Annotated in this window: 14 protein-coding genes and 1 riboswitch; of the genes, 4 read left to right on the top strand and 10 right to left on the bottom strand. The window is 61.5% G+C overall.

Annotated features, from left to right (window positions below; all coding sequences use genetic code 11):
- Positions 1–5: 5 nt before the first annotated feature.
- Positions 6–1,115 (top strand): acyltransferase family protein, encoded by a 1,110-nt coding sequence (locus tag NKH41_RS18820; protein WP_352769338.1) that lies wholly within the window; start codon positions 6–8, stop codon positions 1,113–1,115.
- 667 nt (positions 1,116–1,782) lie between these two features.
- On the top strand, positions 1,783–3,672 hold the full coding sequence (locus NKH41_RS18815) for a calcium-binding protein (RefSeq protein WP_352933296.1): 1,890 nt from the start codon (positions 1,783–1,785) through the stop codon (positions 3,670–3,672).
- 160 nt (positions 3,673–3,832) lie between these two features.
- Here the strand turns inward: NKH41_RS18815 and NKH41_RS18810 are convergent, their stop codons facing one another.
- From NKH41_RS18810 to NKH41_RS18800, 3 genes are read right to left on the bottom strand one after another with little or no spacing between them, the layout of a single operon-like run.
- Positions 3,833–4,387 carry an aldo/keto reductase gene (locus NKH41_RS18810; RefSeq protein ID WP_352933293.1) on the bottom strand — a complete coding sequence of 185 codons (555 nt, stop codon included), beginning with the start codon at positions 4,385–4,387 and terminating at the stop codon, positions 3,833–3,835.
- Positions 4,270–4,815, bottom strand: a complete 546-nt coding sequence (locus NKH41_RS18805) for an aldo/keto reductase (protein WP_352769328.1) — start codon at positions 4,813–4,815, stop codon at positions 4,270–4,272. The genes NKH41_RS18810 and NKH41_RS18805 overlap by 118 nt, the downstream gene beginning before the upstream one ends.
- A gap of 10 nt (positions 4,816–4,825) precedes the next feature.
- Positions 4,826–4,981 (bottom strand): YjiS-like domain-containing protein, encoded by a 156-nt coding sequence (locus NKH41_RS18800; protein WP_352769326.1) that lies wholly within the window; start codon positions 4,979–4,981, stop codon positions 4,826–4,828.
- Between the two features lie 235 nt (positions 4,982–5,216).
- On the opposite strand from NKH41_RS18800, the gene NKH41_RS18795 reads away from it, so the two are divergent.
- Positions 5,217–6,086 (top strand): LysR family transcriptional regulator, encoded by an 870-nt coding sequence (locus NKH41_RS18795; RefSeq protein WP_352501394.1) that lies wholly within the window; start codon positions 5,217–5,219, stop codon positions 6,084–6,086.
- Positions 6,087–6,246: 160 nt separating this feature from the next.
- Here NKH41_RS18795 and NKH41_RS18790 read toward each other — a convergent pair whose 3' ends face one another.
- From NKH41_RS18790 to NKH41_RS18760, 7 genes are all read right to left on the bottom strand, one after another.
- Positions 6,247–7,056, bottom strand: a complete 810-nt coding sequence (locus NKH41_RS18790) for an MBL fold metallo-hydrolase (RefSeq protein WP_352769323.1) — start codon at positions 7,054–7,056, stop codon at positions 6,247–6,249.
- A gap of 159 nt (positions 7,057–7,215) precedes the next feature.
- Positions 7,216–7,374, bottom strand: a complete 159-nt coding sequence (locus tag NKH41_RS18785) for a YdeI/OmpD-associated family protein (protein WP_352616453.1) — start codon at positions 7,372–7,374, stop codon at positions 7,216–7,218.
- A 112-nt stretch (positions 7,375–7,486) separates the two neighbouring features.
- Complete coding sequence (locus NKH41_RS18780) at positions 7,487–8,281, bottom strand: helix-turn-helix domain-containing protein (protein WP_352501396.1); 795 nt, start codon at positions 8,279–8,281, stop codon at positions 7,487–7,489.
- 75 nt (positions 8,282–8,356) lie between these two features.
- A complete protein-coding gene (locus NKH41_RS18775) occupies positions 8,357–8,701 on the bottom strand; it encodes a hypothetical protein (RefSeq protein ID WP_352501397.1) in 345 nt (114 codons plus the stop codon).
- Positions 8,702–8,847: 146 nt separating this feature from the next.
- Positions 8,848–9,618, bottom strand: a complete 771-nt coding sequence (locus tag NKH41_RS18770; protein WP_352769320.1) for a type 1 glutamine amidotransferase domain-containing protein — start codon at positions 9,616–9,618, stop codon at positions 8,848–8,850.
- The gene (locus NKH41_RS18765; RefSeq protein WP_352769317.1) at positions 9,615–11,114 is read right to left on the bottom strand and encodes an aldehyde dehydrogenase family protein; all 1,500 of its coding nucleotides are present in this window, start codon (positions 11,112–11,114) and stop codon (positions 9,615–9,617) included. Before NKH41_RS18765 ends, NKH41_RS18770 begins: the two co-directional genes overlap by 4 nt.
- Entirely contained in the window at positions 11,111–11,752 is a 642-nt protein-coding gene (locus NKH41_RS18760) for an NADPH-dependent F420 reductase (protein WP_352769315.1), read from the bottom strand. Before NKH41_RS18760 ends, NKH41_RS18765 begins: the two co-directional genes overlap by 4 nt.
- Before the next feature lie 381 nt (positions 11,753–12,133).
- A riboswitch (guanidine-I (ykkC/yxkD leader) is annotated at positions 12,134–12,249 on the top strand.
- 101 nt (positions 12,250–12,350) lie between these two features.
- Here NKH41_RS18760 and NKH41_RS18755 point away from each other — a divergent pair.
- Positions 12,351–13,415 (top strand): putative urea ABC transporter substrate-binding protein, encoded by a 1,065-nt coding sequence (locus tag NKH41_RS18755; RefSeq protein ID WP_352933287.1) that lies wholly within the window; start codon positions 12,351–12,353, stop codon positions 13,413–13,415.
- Positions 13,416–13,422: the final 7 nt, after the last annotated feature.

The following is a 13,422-nucleotide window of genomic DNA, read 5'->3' as shown; positions in this document are numbered from 1 at the left end:
TAGCTGTGGAACCGGCAGGCAAGGCCATTCCGGCGCGCATGGCATCACTCGACCTGCTGCGCTTGGCTGCAGCCCTCGCGGTCGTGCTCTTTCACTATCTTTTTGGCGGCGCGATCGCGGGCAATCTCGACGTGGAATATCCTGCCGCAGCACCTTACGCCATCTATGGCTATCTCGGCGTCAATCTGTTTTTCCTGATCAGCGGTTTCGTCATCGCGTGGTCGGCCGAAGGTCGAACCTGGCAGGAATTCGCGGTCGCCCGCTTCGCCCGGCTTTATCCCGGATTCCTCGTCTGCATGACCGCGACGTTTGTTGTTCTCGTCGTCGCCGAAGATCAGCGTTTTCCGACCGATCTTCCAACCTATGTAGCCAATCTTTCCATGTTCGCCCGCCTCTTCGGCAGGCCGTCCATGGATGGCGTCTACTGGTCGATCATGCTCGAGATCCTGTTCTACGGCTGGGTTGCAGTGCTGATCTTTGCCGGCGCCTTTCAGCGCTGGAAAATACCCATCGCGGCCATCTGGCTCGCAATTTCGGCAACCAACGAGTTCTTCTTTGGAAACATGGCGATACGCATTCTCTTCATTACAAACTATGCGCCTTTGTTTGCCGCCGGCATCCTCGCGGAAGACATCGTTGCAAGGGGCCGTTCACCAGCTGCGTTCCTGTTTCTTGCCGTCGCGTTCCTGGTGTCTTGCCAGACCGCAATGTTCTCTCATAACTGGATGCAGGAGCACTTTGGCGCAGCCATTTCGTATCCGGCCCTCCTCGCTGCCAATATAGTGGTCTACGGAGTCTTCGCTGGCGCGATACTGCTCCGCTCCATGATTGCTCCATCCAAGACCGTCATGATGCTCGGAGGGTTGACTTATCCGCTGTATCTTTTGCATCAGTACATTGGCTATATTTCGCTTAACGCACTGGCGCCGCATGTCGGCAAGGACGCCGCATTCGTCGCTGTATTGGCCGGGGTCCTCCTTGCCTCTTTTCTCGTCTGGCGCTTCATCGAGACGCCGGTACGCAAGCCGCTCGTCCGCGCCCTGGTGTTTGGGATATATCGCCTTGCACCAGCCTCACGGCCAATCCGGCCAACCTCTTCGGCACGAACATCATGATCATGAGCTTTCGGCGGATGTCGCAGAACATGCTTGAGTCCAACAGTTGCCTCGCGGAAAAGGCGACTAGGTAGCCCCACGACGCTGCGCAAGCGAATATGTGACCTGTGGGTCAATCCGACAGGCGAGCAGCAGGCCGGTGATCAGGCGAGACAACACCGGGGTTCCTTTCAAGCCGCCGATATTGCACGGCACCGCTGTTGCGGCAATGCCGGCTGCGAGGCGTATTCGCATTCCGAAGAAGCGCCGTCGAGATCGGCAGCTTCGTCGATGGCGGCACATTTTGTTCTTGCTTTGTGCCGGCAGCTATGCTACTAATTCTCTTATGGTGCAGATTCGCACCGACGACCCGCCGCTAAGGCGGGTTTTGTTTTTGGTCTGGTTTTCAGATTTCCCGGCCGTCCTGCGTCGGACGGCTTCTCGACCGCGCCATTCGAGCCAAGCTCCACACGGCCGGATCAAGTTAGCCGAGTCTTATCCCGAATAGAACCATCGTTGGCTGGTCGTCGATACCGTTGCGGAAACGAGTTCGAAGGGAGCGCCCCTCCAACGTTCAATCCTACTTCAAACCCTCAATATTTCTGTCAGAGGGTGCCGGTATGTGATTTGGCGCTAATATACGCTGTCTGTAGGTAGGGCGCTGTCGAAACAGAAAAAGGAATATTGGATGACAACTCTGCATTACACGTCAGGCGGATCAGGCACGGAAATTGCGCAAGCCGGATTCAACCTGGCTGACGTTTCATCAGTTGACCAACTCAATGCGCTGCCGGACGGTACGAAAGGCTTGGTCTATCTGAACGAAACCGACGGAGTAACCCAATCGTTTATCGACAAGGTCACGCCCTTCATCGGCAATTCGAAGCTGTTCGGATTCTTCCTTGTCGACGAGCCGGATCCCACCGGCCAATGGGGCACTTACGCTTCCGCCGCGAATCTGAAGGCAGAATCCGACTGGATTCATTCCAATGTGCCGGACGGCAAGACCTATATCACGATGATGAGCTTGGGAACGTCGGCGAATCCGGATTTTTCGGGCACGTACAATCCCGCCAATACCGGTATCGATTACTACGGCGTGGATGTCTATCCTGTCCGCACGGATGGCGCGGTCGACTACAACATGATCGACAAATTCGTCGCCGCCGCTCAGGCATCGGGCATCCCGACGAGCAAGATCATTCCGGGCTACCAGACGTTTGGCGGTGGCGAGTATAACACCGACATGGGCGGCAAATATGTCGTGCCCACCGCCGCCCAGATGGAGACCATGATGGAGCACTGGGCCAAGCTGGTTCCGTCGCCCGCCTTCGACTACGCGTACGCCTGGGGTTCACAGCGAGGCGACACCGCGCTTGAGAGCTCCCCGGAACTGCAGGCCGTTTTCCGGCAACACAACCTCGCAACGACTGGGACTGCTCCTTCCGAAGCTGCGGCCACCGATCCCATTTCTACGGCGACGGTCCCTTCCGAGGCCACCACCGGCGGCAGCACCTCGACCGCCACAGCCCCTTCCGAAGCCACCTCCAGCGGCGGCACCTCGACCGCCACAGCCCCTTCCGAAGCCACCACCGGCGATAGCAGCTCGACTGCCGCCGCCTCTGCCGAGACCACCACCGGCGACAGCACCTCGACTGCCGCCGCCCCTTCCCACGCCACCACCGGCGACAGCACCTCGACTGCCGCCGCCCCTCCCGAAGCCAGCACCGGCGACAGCACCGCGACTGCCGCCGCCCCTTCCCACGCCACCACCGGCGACAGCACCTCGACTGCCGCCGCCCCTTCCGAAGCCACCACCGGTGACAGCACCTCGACTGCCGCCGCCCCCGCCGGCGCGACCACTACCGATAGTAGCTCTGCTGTGGCCGCCTCCGACTCCACCATCAGCCATGGCAGTTCTATTGCGACTGCTACCGCCACCGCCCCTTCCGACGCCAGCACCAGCGATAATAATTCTACTGGAGCCGCCACTTCCCACCGCACGACCAGTCACGGAAAAGCGACCGGTGATGCCTCCCATGCAAGTGTAAGCACCGACAAAATAGCGGGCCATAGCGGCAATGACGCCTCCCATGCCGACACTAGCGGCAACAAGATGGACGATTTGGGCGGCGGCGTTGACCGGGTGTTGGCTGCGTTGAGCCATGCTCTTTCGGCCGGCTCGGAGTTTCTCGCCGCCAACAACCACTCAGACAGAACGGCAACCAACCTGACCGGCCACGGGTTCGCCCAGACCGTCCAGAGCGATGAAAATGCCGGCGCCGGTGTCCACAAGAGCGCCGTCGCCGACCTGACATCCGGTCACGGCAACGATGCCTTCGACTTCAGCAAGCTTCAGGACAAAGTCCAGCTCGACCACTCCGCGCTTGCCGACCTTAAGTCGGGCGGGCTTTCATTGCATACTTCCCCTGCTGGTACGGCCACGGATGATGGTTCCCACCACATCATCTTTGACAGCTCAACCGGGTCGCTCTCTCTCGACAGCGACGCGGTCGGCAGCGCAGCTCAAGCGCAGCTCGCTACCCATCTCCCGTTGCAGCATCACTCTTTGATCTGAAAACCGGAGCGGCGGACCTTCAACTCGAGCGTGTCCGCCGCTCCGTCCGTGTTCAATTGCGCCACGGAAGCTTGACTGAGAAAAATGCGATATCGGCAGACATCAGAGAGATCGAAGTTGGTCGCATTATCGCCAATGCGAATTCCGGATTCACCACACCCTACGCAGTCTCGGCAATTTTCAGCACTGCGTCGATCTCGGCCATCACCGTTGCCGGCAGCGGCCCTTTCTCCAGCGCACCGAGATTGTCCTCGACCTGCTCGGGCCGCGTGAAGCCGGGAACCGGCAAGGCGATTGCCGATTTGGCGAGTATCCAGCCGAGCGCGCCTTGCGCAAGCGTGCGTCCGCCCGAGGTGAGCAGGTCGCGGATTGCCGAGAGCCTTGACGGATAGTGCGGGTTGGCGGCGCCATCCCGGAAAAACACCATCCATTCGGCATTCCCGCCGCGCACATCGTTGGTGGGCAGCCGCATGGCCGGCGTGTATTTGCCGGTGAGCAGCCCCATTGCCAGCGGCAGCCGGCTGAACGAGACGAGGTTCTCGCGCGCCGCAACGGCCATCAGCTCGTTCGCCGGGGTAAACACGTTGAAGTCGTTCTCTACGGCGACGAACCCCTCGCGCGGCGCGTAGGCGGCAAGCCGTTCGCGGTGATCGGTGCTCCAGCCGAAGCCGCCGATCTTGCCCTCCTGGCGCAACAGGCCGAGCGTATCGAACACCTCGCCGGCGCGCTCGATCGGATACTCGTTGATTGTAGCAGCACGACGTCGATACAGTCCCGCTGCAGGCGCTGCCGCGAATTGTCGATCGATGTCCGGATTGCCGCGGCAGAGGCATCCTCGGGTGCGATCTTACGCGTTTCGGGATCGCCGAAATAGCCGACCTTGGTGACGATGACGGCCTCGTCCTTACCCCTCAACGCCCGCCCGAGGATCAGTTCGGCATTGCCGGCGTCGTAGGCGGCAGCCGTGTCGAACACCCGCGCGCCGATCTCATAAGCCATCGCCAGCGCGGCTTGCGACCTGATATGATCGACCTCGCCATAGATTGTCGCCGTGTCACGCCAACGCGCGCGGCCACCCGCCGCCCAGGTGCCGATGCCGATGCGCGGTACCGAGCGGCCATCCCAAAGCATCATCATCTGCATGCCCGGCTCCTCAACGACGCAAGCTGGCGTGGCGGGCACGCTCGCGGATCTCTTCGCGTGAAATGCCGGCATCCGCCAGTGTGCTGTCCCGGGCCTGCCTCAAGCTCGCAAGCGTCTGGCGATAGGCAATCCAGCGGGCGAAACGGCATTGAAGTTCATCCAACATGATCGTCTCCTTTGGTACGCAGAATGCCTGCGCGCCTGGGTTGGTCGGAAGCGCAAAACCTCTGCGCCAATCGCATGCGCGATCGAAAGGGTTCAGTTCGCTTCTTGGCCAGCCGAGGCGCTTGTCCCTGTCCCGCCAGGCAGGATTGTCCAACGCCTCCAATGCCTGCATACTTGCGCACGATGCCCGCTTTGCGCTACAGCCACGGTCGCAAGGAGTTTTTCATTTCTGCAAAATGGATATCGGCTGGGACGATCTGAGGTTGTTTCTCGACGTTGCGCGGCTGGGTGGCTTGAGCGCAGCGACGGGAACCACGCGCCTCAGCGCAGCCACCCTTGGACGACGCGTCACCGCGCTCGAAAAGCAGATCGGCGAACCTCTATTCGTGCGCCAGCAGACCGGCTACCGGCTGACCCCGGTCGGCGAGGAACTGCTGCGGCGCGCCGAAGACGTCGAGGCGGCAATGCAGTCGCTGACCCGCTGGCGCGAGGGAAACCTGCCCGACCGCATTGTCCGCGTCTCGGCCGGGCCATGGACCTCGGCCTTCGTTTCCGCCCATATCGGCGAGATCTGGACGGTCGATGACGGCATAAGGGTGGAGCTCGTCACCACCACCGACCGGGTCGACATCGGTCGCCGTGCCGCCGACATCGGCATCCGCAGCGAGCGCCCGACCGAGCAGTGGCTGGCCGGCCGTCAGAGCGGCAAGGTCGCCCACGCCATTTATTCCGGACGTCACCTGATCAACGGCATCGCCGCCGGATTGTTCGTCGGCGTCACCGGCGAAGGCGCAAACATTGCCTCGGCGCGCTGGCTGCAAGCCCATCACGGCGACCGCATCGCCGTACGCGGCAACAACACCCACTCGGTGCGCGAACTGGTGGCCGCCGGCGCCGGCCTTTCGGTCTTTCCGTGCTTCGTCGGTGACGGCGATCCGCGGCTGGTTCGCGTTGCTCAGCCTATCCCCGAACTCGAAACCGACCAATGGATCGTCACCCATCACGAGGAACGTCACTCCCCGCCGGTACGGAAAGTCGCCGACCGGATTGCCGCCTTGATGCGGGCGCACCAGCCGCTGTTTCGCGGCGAGACGCCGATCCGGTAAGCCTCAGGCAGATCGGCCGCCAGTGGATCAAGAATCAGATATTTTGGTGGGCCGGACGATGGTACCGCCGCCGTTGAGGACGCCGGAGTGCGGCGCGCTGCTCGTCGAGATCCTTGCCTTGGGCGAAGAGAGCGGTATAAACCGACCAGCACGGGGCCGCCTATCCGGTCACTCGTCCTCCTGCCGGCTCATAGCCGTATGCTTCGCCCTTACGCACCACGCGACCGATGCCCGGCCAGCCAAGGTGCGCGCCGGCGATCCACGTCCCCGCCTCGGCCGCGTCACTGAAAACCTTTAGGCGGGTTGCGCGCGCGGTCAGCTGATCGTCGTCATAGCCCCAACTGAACGCGGGATTGCCGAACTGCAAGGCCGGCACATGAACGATGTCCCCGAAGAATAGGAAACGATCCTCGTCCGTGTCGAACGTGTAGCCGGTATGACCGGCAGCATGACCGGGCAAGGCGACCGCCCTCAATCGCTCACCCACCTGGTCGCCATTCTGGACAGGCTTCAGCAGGGGCCGGAACTGCGCAAGGTGCGCGTAAGCGAAAAAGCTCTGCACAGCCGCCTCGGGAATTACGATCGCCTTCAAGTTTGGAAAGAGCACTCGGCCGTCGGGGGTCAAAAGTCCGTGCACATGATCCTGATGGGCGTGGGTGAGCGCCAAGACCGTGATCGAAGCCGGGTCGATCTTGGCTTCCGCCATGGCCTGCTCAAGACGCCCCACTGTCGGGGCCCAGCCCCCTCCTCCGCTGTCGATTAGAACGCCGTCAACGCCTGGACCTACCAGCGCGAAGCAATTGACAGACAGGCGAAGCGCCCCTGCCAACGCAGCTTGCGGCACCGGATTATCCTGCGGGTCCCGCAAAAGGTCCGCCGGCATCTCGACGTAACCGTCCGAGAGCGACCAGACGCGCCACCTTCCCGACGTGCTGCCGAGCACGTTATTGGTTTGCGATGTCACGATCATATGGCCACCTGCCGCGAACGAAAATGAAGGATAGGTTCGATTGTCACTATTGGCTCCCTGCATAATCTGCGCAAAGACGTGGGGAAATCGATGAAGATCGATGCGGAAAGCACGGATTGGAAGATGATCGTTGACGGATCTGCTAGCTTCGCGGCGATCTCAGCTCTTTTTTTTCATGCCCATGTAGATTCCTCCCTTCGTAAGCTCGTCAATCATCTGATTTATGCGCTTTCGGCGTGTTTCCGGGTGACGGGCGCGCTCGATCCAATGCAAGTAATCATTGCGCTGATAGGGAGGCCGTTGCTCGAAAGCAGTCATCAGATTTGCGGCCTCGAGCTCTGCACGCAAACTGTCGGGCATCTTAGCCAACGGACGTTTCAGCAACTTACGTCTCCGCCATTCGAATCCTGATGCCGGAATAGATCACAAGTCAGCCGTCGCGCCTGCGAGACCGCAGCCGGCCTGGCGACAGCCCTTTCAATCGGGTCACGACGCGATTCATATGGGCCTGGTGAGTGAAACCCGCGTGCTGAGCAATCTCGGCCAGCGGCAGATCGCTATTTTCCAAAAGCTCGACCGCGCGATCAACGCGGCGGCGTAAAATGAATTGATGTACCGGCAATTGCGTCGCCTCGCGAAAGGCGGCGGTGAAGGCGCGTCGTGGTATTCCCGCGATTCCGGCAAGATGGTCGATCGACACCCCCTTTTCCAGATCGCCGTCAATCGCAGCGAGGACCCGGTCGAACCGCTGCGAGGTTAGGACCGGAGACTTCTGCTGTCGCTGGCGTGCATGCCCGAGACGGAGCAGGTTCGCGAAAACCAGGCCCAGCGCCCATTCGCGGACGATCGGGTTGGCTGGCGGGTCGCCTTCGAGGCGTCGGCACAACTCGGCCACCAGCGAATCGCGTATCGGTCGATCGGTCAGGATGACCAGGTCCTCGGGGGTCCCGCCTGCCGATACCAGGAGCCTTGACGCCAGCGCGGAGTCAACGGTGATCATCGTCAGCTCGCGCGGCTCCTCGATCTTGAACCGCGTGGCACGCTCGGGAAGACTGAGCAGCAGATCGCCGGGGCGGGTGAAGACGCGCCGCAGCCCGCGGCCAAGATCGATCTCTGCATAGGATGAACCGCTGCGAATCACTCGCAGCTGAACGACTCCGGCCGGCGCGTGGCGATAGTCGCCGGCAGGAAAGAACAACCTCTTTGCACTTGCCGCGGTCACCATCGTTGTACCGGGCGTCCGGACGCAAGTTCCTCCAGGACTTCGATGATCGATCGCCGCATCGTCGATCCTTGATGCCTACACTCTTGCCCGTTTGACTGGTCCACCAGGCGCATCACTTGCCAGGGCAGTCAGTTCACCAATCCGGGGCACAAAGATGTTGTGCAGTGTCTGGGTCATAATGGTCATTTCACGCTGAACTTGCAGTTCCTGTGCGGCGGGAAACAATGTGTCCTGCAAGAAGAGCTCCAGGCCTGCCTTGTCGTCCCATATCTCGATGATGCGATAACCATCGTCTGTGGCATGCGCGATGTGCTGGTAGATGCCGCCAGCGGGCCGTTTCTCCACGCCGATCCGATCGAGGATGCGGCTATAATCTTCGGCCGTCAGGCCGGCAATATCAAGTGTCGTCACTACGGCCATGGTTCATCCCCGCTGCTGATAGTGGTTGTTTGAGGTGGAGTTCTTGGACGGACCCCGGATCCTATTGGGCCGATGTCGTTTGGCATCGCCCGCCCTGACGGCGAGTTTGTCTCCCGAACTTCACCGACAGGAGCGGTCCTTGGTCCTCAGCCACCGAGCGCCTCGATGACAAGACGGGCGGTCGCCGCTCCGGAGAAGTTCTGCTGGCCGGTGATCAGATTGCCGTCGCGCACCGCAAAATCGCGCCACAGCCCGGCCTGAATATAGTTCGCGCCGAGCGCACGCATTTCATCCTCGATCCGCCATGGCATCAGATGCGTACCGTGCGGCAGCGCGCCCATCTCCCAGACGGCATTGTCGGCGAAGTCCTCCTCGACATTGGCGAACCCCGTAACAGTGCGCCCTTTGGCCAGCAGCTCGCCGGTTGAGAGGCGCGCGTAGCGCAGCAGCGCGACGCCATGACACAAGGCGGCCGCGACCTTGCCGGCCGCGAAAAAGGCGACGAACAGCCGCTGCAACTCAGTCGCACCTTGGAACGTGAACATCGGCGCTTGGCCGCCAGCGACGACGATCGCGTCGAACGCGTCGACCGACAGCTCTGCGATGGGCCGGGTCGTCTCCACCAGCGCCGCCAGTTTCGGCGTCGACAGGAAACCGAGCGAGATCAGATCCGTATCCGAATAGCCGGACGGATCGCGCGGGTCGCTCAATGCATCCGCCTCGCATTTGCCGCCCTCAGGCGAGAAGATCGCGACTTCGTATCCGCGGTCGGTGAAGGCGAGCCAGGGATGGGTCAACTCGCTCCACCAAAACCCGACAGGCCAGCCGGTGGTGATCGATACAGCCGGGTTGGAAAGGACCATCGCGATGCGTTTGGGATGCCGCGGGTCGAGTGGGTTGGAATCGCGCACGCTCATCGGGCCATCTCGACCGGTTCGCCAAGATTCGCCCAAATCGTCTTGTATTGGGTGTAGCTTTCCCACGCCTCGCGGCCCTGCTCGCGGCCATAGCCGCTCATCTTGAAACCTCCGAACGGCGCATTAGGATGGTACTTGTGCCAGCAGTTCAGCCAGACCGTGCCTGCCTTGATCCGGTCGGCGAGCCGCAAGGCGCGGCCGAGATCGCTGGTCTGGATGCCCGAGGCGAGCCCGTAGTTCGTATCGTTGGCGATCCGGATCGCGTCCTCCTCGCTGTCGAATGGAATCACCGGCAGGACAGGGCCGAAAATCTCTTCGCGCGATATCCTTAGGTCGTTGGTCGCATCGGCGAAGATGGTCGGCTCGATGAAGAGGCCCTTGCCGTTGACCTGGCGGGTGCCGCCGCCCGCGGCCAGTCGCGCGGTGCGCTTGCCCTCTTCGACATAGCTCAAGACCTTGTCATACTCGCCCCGCGATGCGATCGGCCCGATCATCGTCGCAGGGTCCAGCGGATCGCCGAGCGTCGCCGACTTCGCCATGGCGCTCAGCTTCTCGACGACCTCGTCATAACAGGCGCGTTCGACCAGCAGGCGCGATCCGGCGACGCAGACTTCGCCCTTGTTCCAGAAGATGCCCCAGAAGGCTGCCTGTATCGCGGCATCGATATCGGCATCGGCGAAAACGATATTGGGACTCTTGCCGCCGAGCTCCATGGTCAGGTGTTTCATCGTCCCGGCACCGTTGCGCATGATGCCCTGGCCGACGGCGGACGACCCGGTAAAGGCGATCTTGTCGACGCGGACATCGTTGACCAGCGCGTCGCCTATGGTGCCGCCCGGGCCGGTGACGAGATTGTAGACGCCCGGCGGCACGCCCGCGTCGAGGATCACTTGCGCCAAGGCGAGGGCCGTCAGGGGCGTGTCGGTCGCAGGCTTGTGAACGACCGTGTTACCCGCCGCGAGTGCCGGCGCGATCTTCGAACAGGACAGCGCGAGGGGAAAATTGAACGGGGTGATCGCAGCGACCACGCCGAGCGGCTCGCGCCGCGTCAGGATCCTGATATTTGGTTCGTAGCTTGTACGATAGGCGCCGTCCATCGCGCTCATGGCGAGCCCGCCATGAAAGCGGAACAGTCCTGAGCAGTGCGGCATGATGATATCGCGGAAATCGCGATAGGGCATACCCATATCCATCGCCTCGCGCACCGCGAAATCCTCGGCCCGCTCGTCCATCAGATCGGCGATGCGAAACAGGATCTTGGCGCGCTCCTCATGATGCATCCGCGCCCAGGGTCCTTGCTCGAAAGCCCGCTGCGCGGCCGCGACGGCATCGCTCGTGTCGGTGACGTCCGCCTTCGCAATATCGGTGATAGCCGCCTCCGTGGTCGGATCAAAAGTCGTCGAAGTCTCACCACTGACGGCATCGCGCCATTGGCCATCGATCAGCAGACGTCCTACTGGAATCGCGTTGCGCCGCGCGGGTAGATAATCAGTCATGAACCGGTTCCGTCCTGTCGAATGAGATTGAAGGAAATTGTCGGCCCCATCCCCCGCCGATAGGCGAGTTGGACCAATAGCAGCATCATCGGCTCGATCAGGCGCGAGGCCGTGAGATCGCCGACATCGACCGGCATTGTCGGTAGATCGGCGAGAAGCCGGCAAACCGCCGCCTTGGCATTAGCGTCATTGCCGGCGACATAGCTCGTCACCGGATCGCCGTTGAGATGCGGATCATCCCTGTCAAGCAATTCGGCAAACGTCGGAATGCACTTGACGACAAGCGCGCCCGGCGCGCGCCTCTGAACCTCCTCGCCTACAGAAGTCGCAGTGCCTAGCAGCATCGTGGAAAGGTCAGGCGCGACTGCATTGGTATTGTCCCAGACGACCTTGCCCGACAAATCGCCAAGCGCGTCCATCGCCAACTCGAGAGCCGGCCATGGCGTCGCCAGGGCAATTACGTCGGCCCATCTCGCTACTTCGTCAGGGGCACCGAAGCCAACACGGAGGGTTGCCGCGATTGCGCGCAACTTGCCTTCGTCACGACTGAAGCTGAGGCGAATTTCGTGCCCGGCGAGGCCAAGACATTTCGCCAAGGCCTTCCCGAGCGAGCCTGGTCCGATGATCGCAACTTTCACAACTGCCTCCCGACACGCGATCGGGCTTGCCTAGCATCATTGCAGTCGCGCTTATTTCACGAATTGCCCTTGCACGATCGGGCGCACTTGTCACATGGGTCGGCGCCAATTGGCATCCGGATCCGCCGCGCGCTCACGCCCTTCCCGAACGTGTCCCTATTGGGCATGTATGTGTGGGCGACCATAGAGCAGGGTGCGATCAGCGGAGGTCCCCAGGGCACAAGCCTGCTCATATGGGTTGACGCTGGATTTTCCTTGCCTAATCCGTCGGCGTTGCGATGACTTTTGTGGCATCAGCATAGCGCGATTGCCTGCAAATCCGGGGAAAGGCCGCCTCAGGACGGCTTTCCGGACTGGCACGCCCCTTGCTTCGTTATTCACGTGCAGAGCGTCTAGGGTTCCGGCCGTGTCGATCACGGTGCTGGTCCAAGAGACGCGACCGCTTGAGATGCATTGAGGCATCTGGCGGAACACGGCGGGCCAAAATCCCGGGAGAACCCTGCACGGGTTTGCTGGCGCGAACCTCTCCCGGATGCGCGCTCTGTGAACCCCCCAACAGACGTTCGGACGCAATCCGGATCGCAAACAGGGGTATGTAATGCTTCGCAAACTGGCCACAATCATCCTAGCCGCATCACTCAGCCTCCCCTTCATCTCAGCCGCGCAAGCGGCGCCCAAGAAAGACTTCAAGATTTGCTGGTCGATCTATGTCGGCTGGATGCCGTGGGGCTATCTTTCCGACAGCGGCATCATGAAGAAGTGGGCCGACAAATACGGCATCAATGTCGAGATCACCCGCATCAACGACTATGTCGAGAGCATCAACCAGTACACGGCCGGCGGCTTTGACGGCTGTTCGATGACCAACATGGATGCGCTTTCGATCCCGGCCGGCGGAGGTGTCGACACGACGGCCCTGATCGTCGGCGATTTCTCCAACGGCAACGACGCGGTCATCCTAAAGAACAAGGCCGCGCTCAAGGATATTGCCGGCCAGAAGGTCAATCTCGTCGAGCTTTCCGTCTCACATTACCTACTTGCGCGCGCACTGGAGACGGTGGGGTTGGCCGAAAAGGACATTACGGTGGTGAACACCTCCGATGCCGACATGGTCGCTGCCTACGGCACCAGCGATGTCACTTCCGTCGTCACCTGGAATCCGCTGGTCTCGGAAATCGCCGCCATGCCGGGCGCCCACAAGGTATTCGATTCGACTGAGATTCCCGGCGAGATCATCGACATGATGGTCGTCAACACCGCGACGCTGAAGGACAATCCGTCCTTGGGCAAGGCGCTTGTCGGTGCATGGTATGAAGCCATGGCGCTGATGACGTCGGGCACGCCCGAAGGCAAGGCGGCCAAGGAAGAGATGGCCAAGGCGTCGGGGACGGATCTTGCCGGTTTCGACGCTCAGCTTGCATCAACGGCGATGTTCTTCGAGCCGGCCAAGGCGGTCGCATTCACCAACGGCGCCGAACTGCCGAAGACCATGGATCTGGTGCGCAACTTCCTGTTCAGCCACGGCATTCTTGGTACCAACGCGCCGAGCGTCGACGTGATCGGCACGAGCTTCCCCGATGGCTCGACGCTGGGCGATGTCAACAACGTCAAGCTGCGCTTCGATCCGGCCTTTATGGCAGAGGCGGCGGGCGGAACGCTCTGACGCGGGA

It is taken from the genome of Mesorhizobium sp. M1169, from assembly GCF_040318345.1.
Classification (GTDB): domain Bacteria; phylum Pseudomonadota; class Alphaproteobacteria; order Rhizobiales; family Rhizobiaceae; genus Mesorhizobium.
The sequence above is the reverse complement of the archived record's forward strand: the minus strand, read 5'-3'. Positions and strand labels throughout refer to the sequence as shown.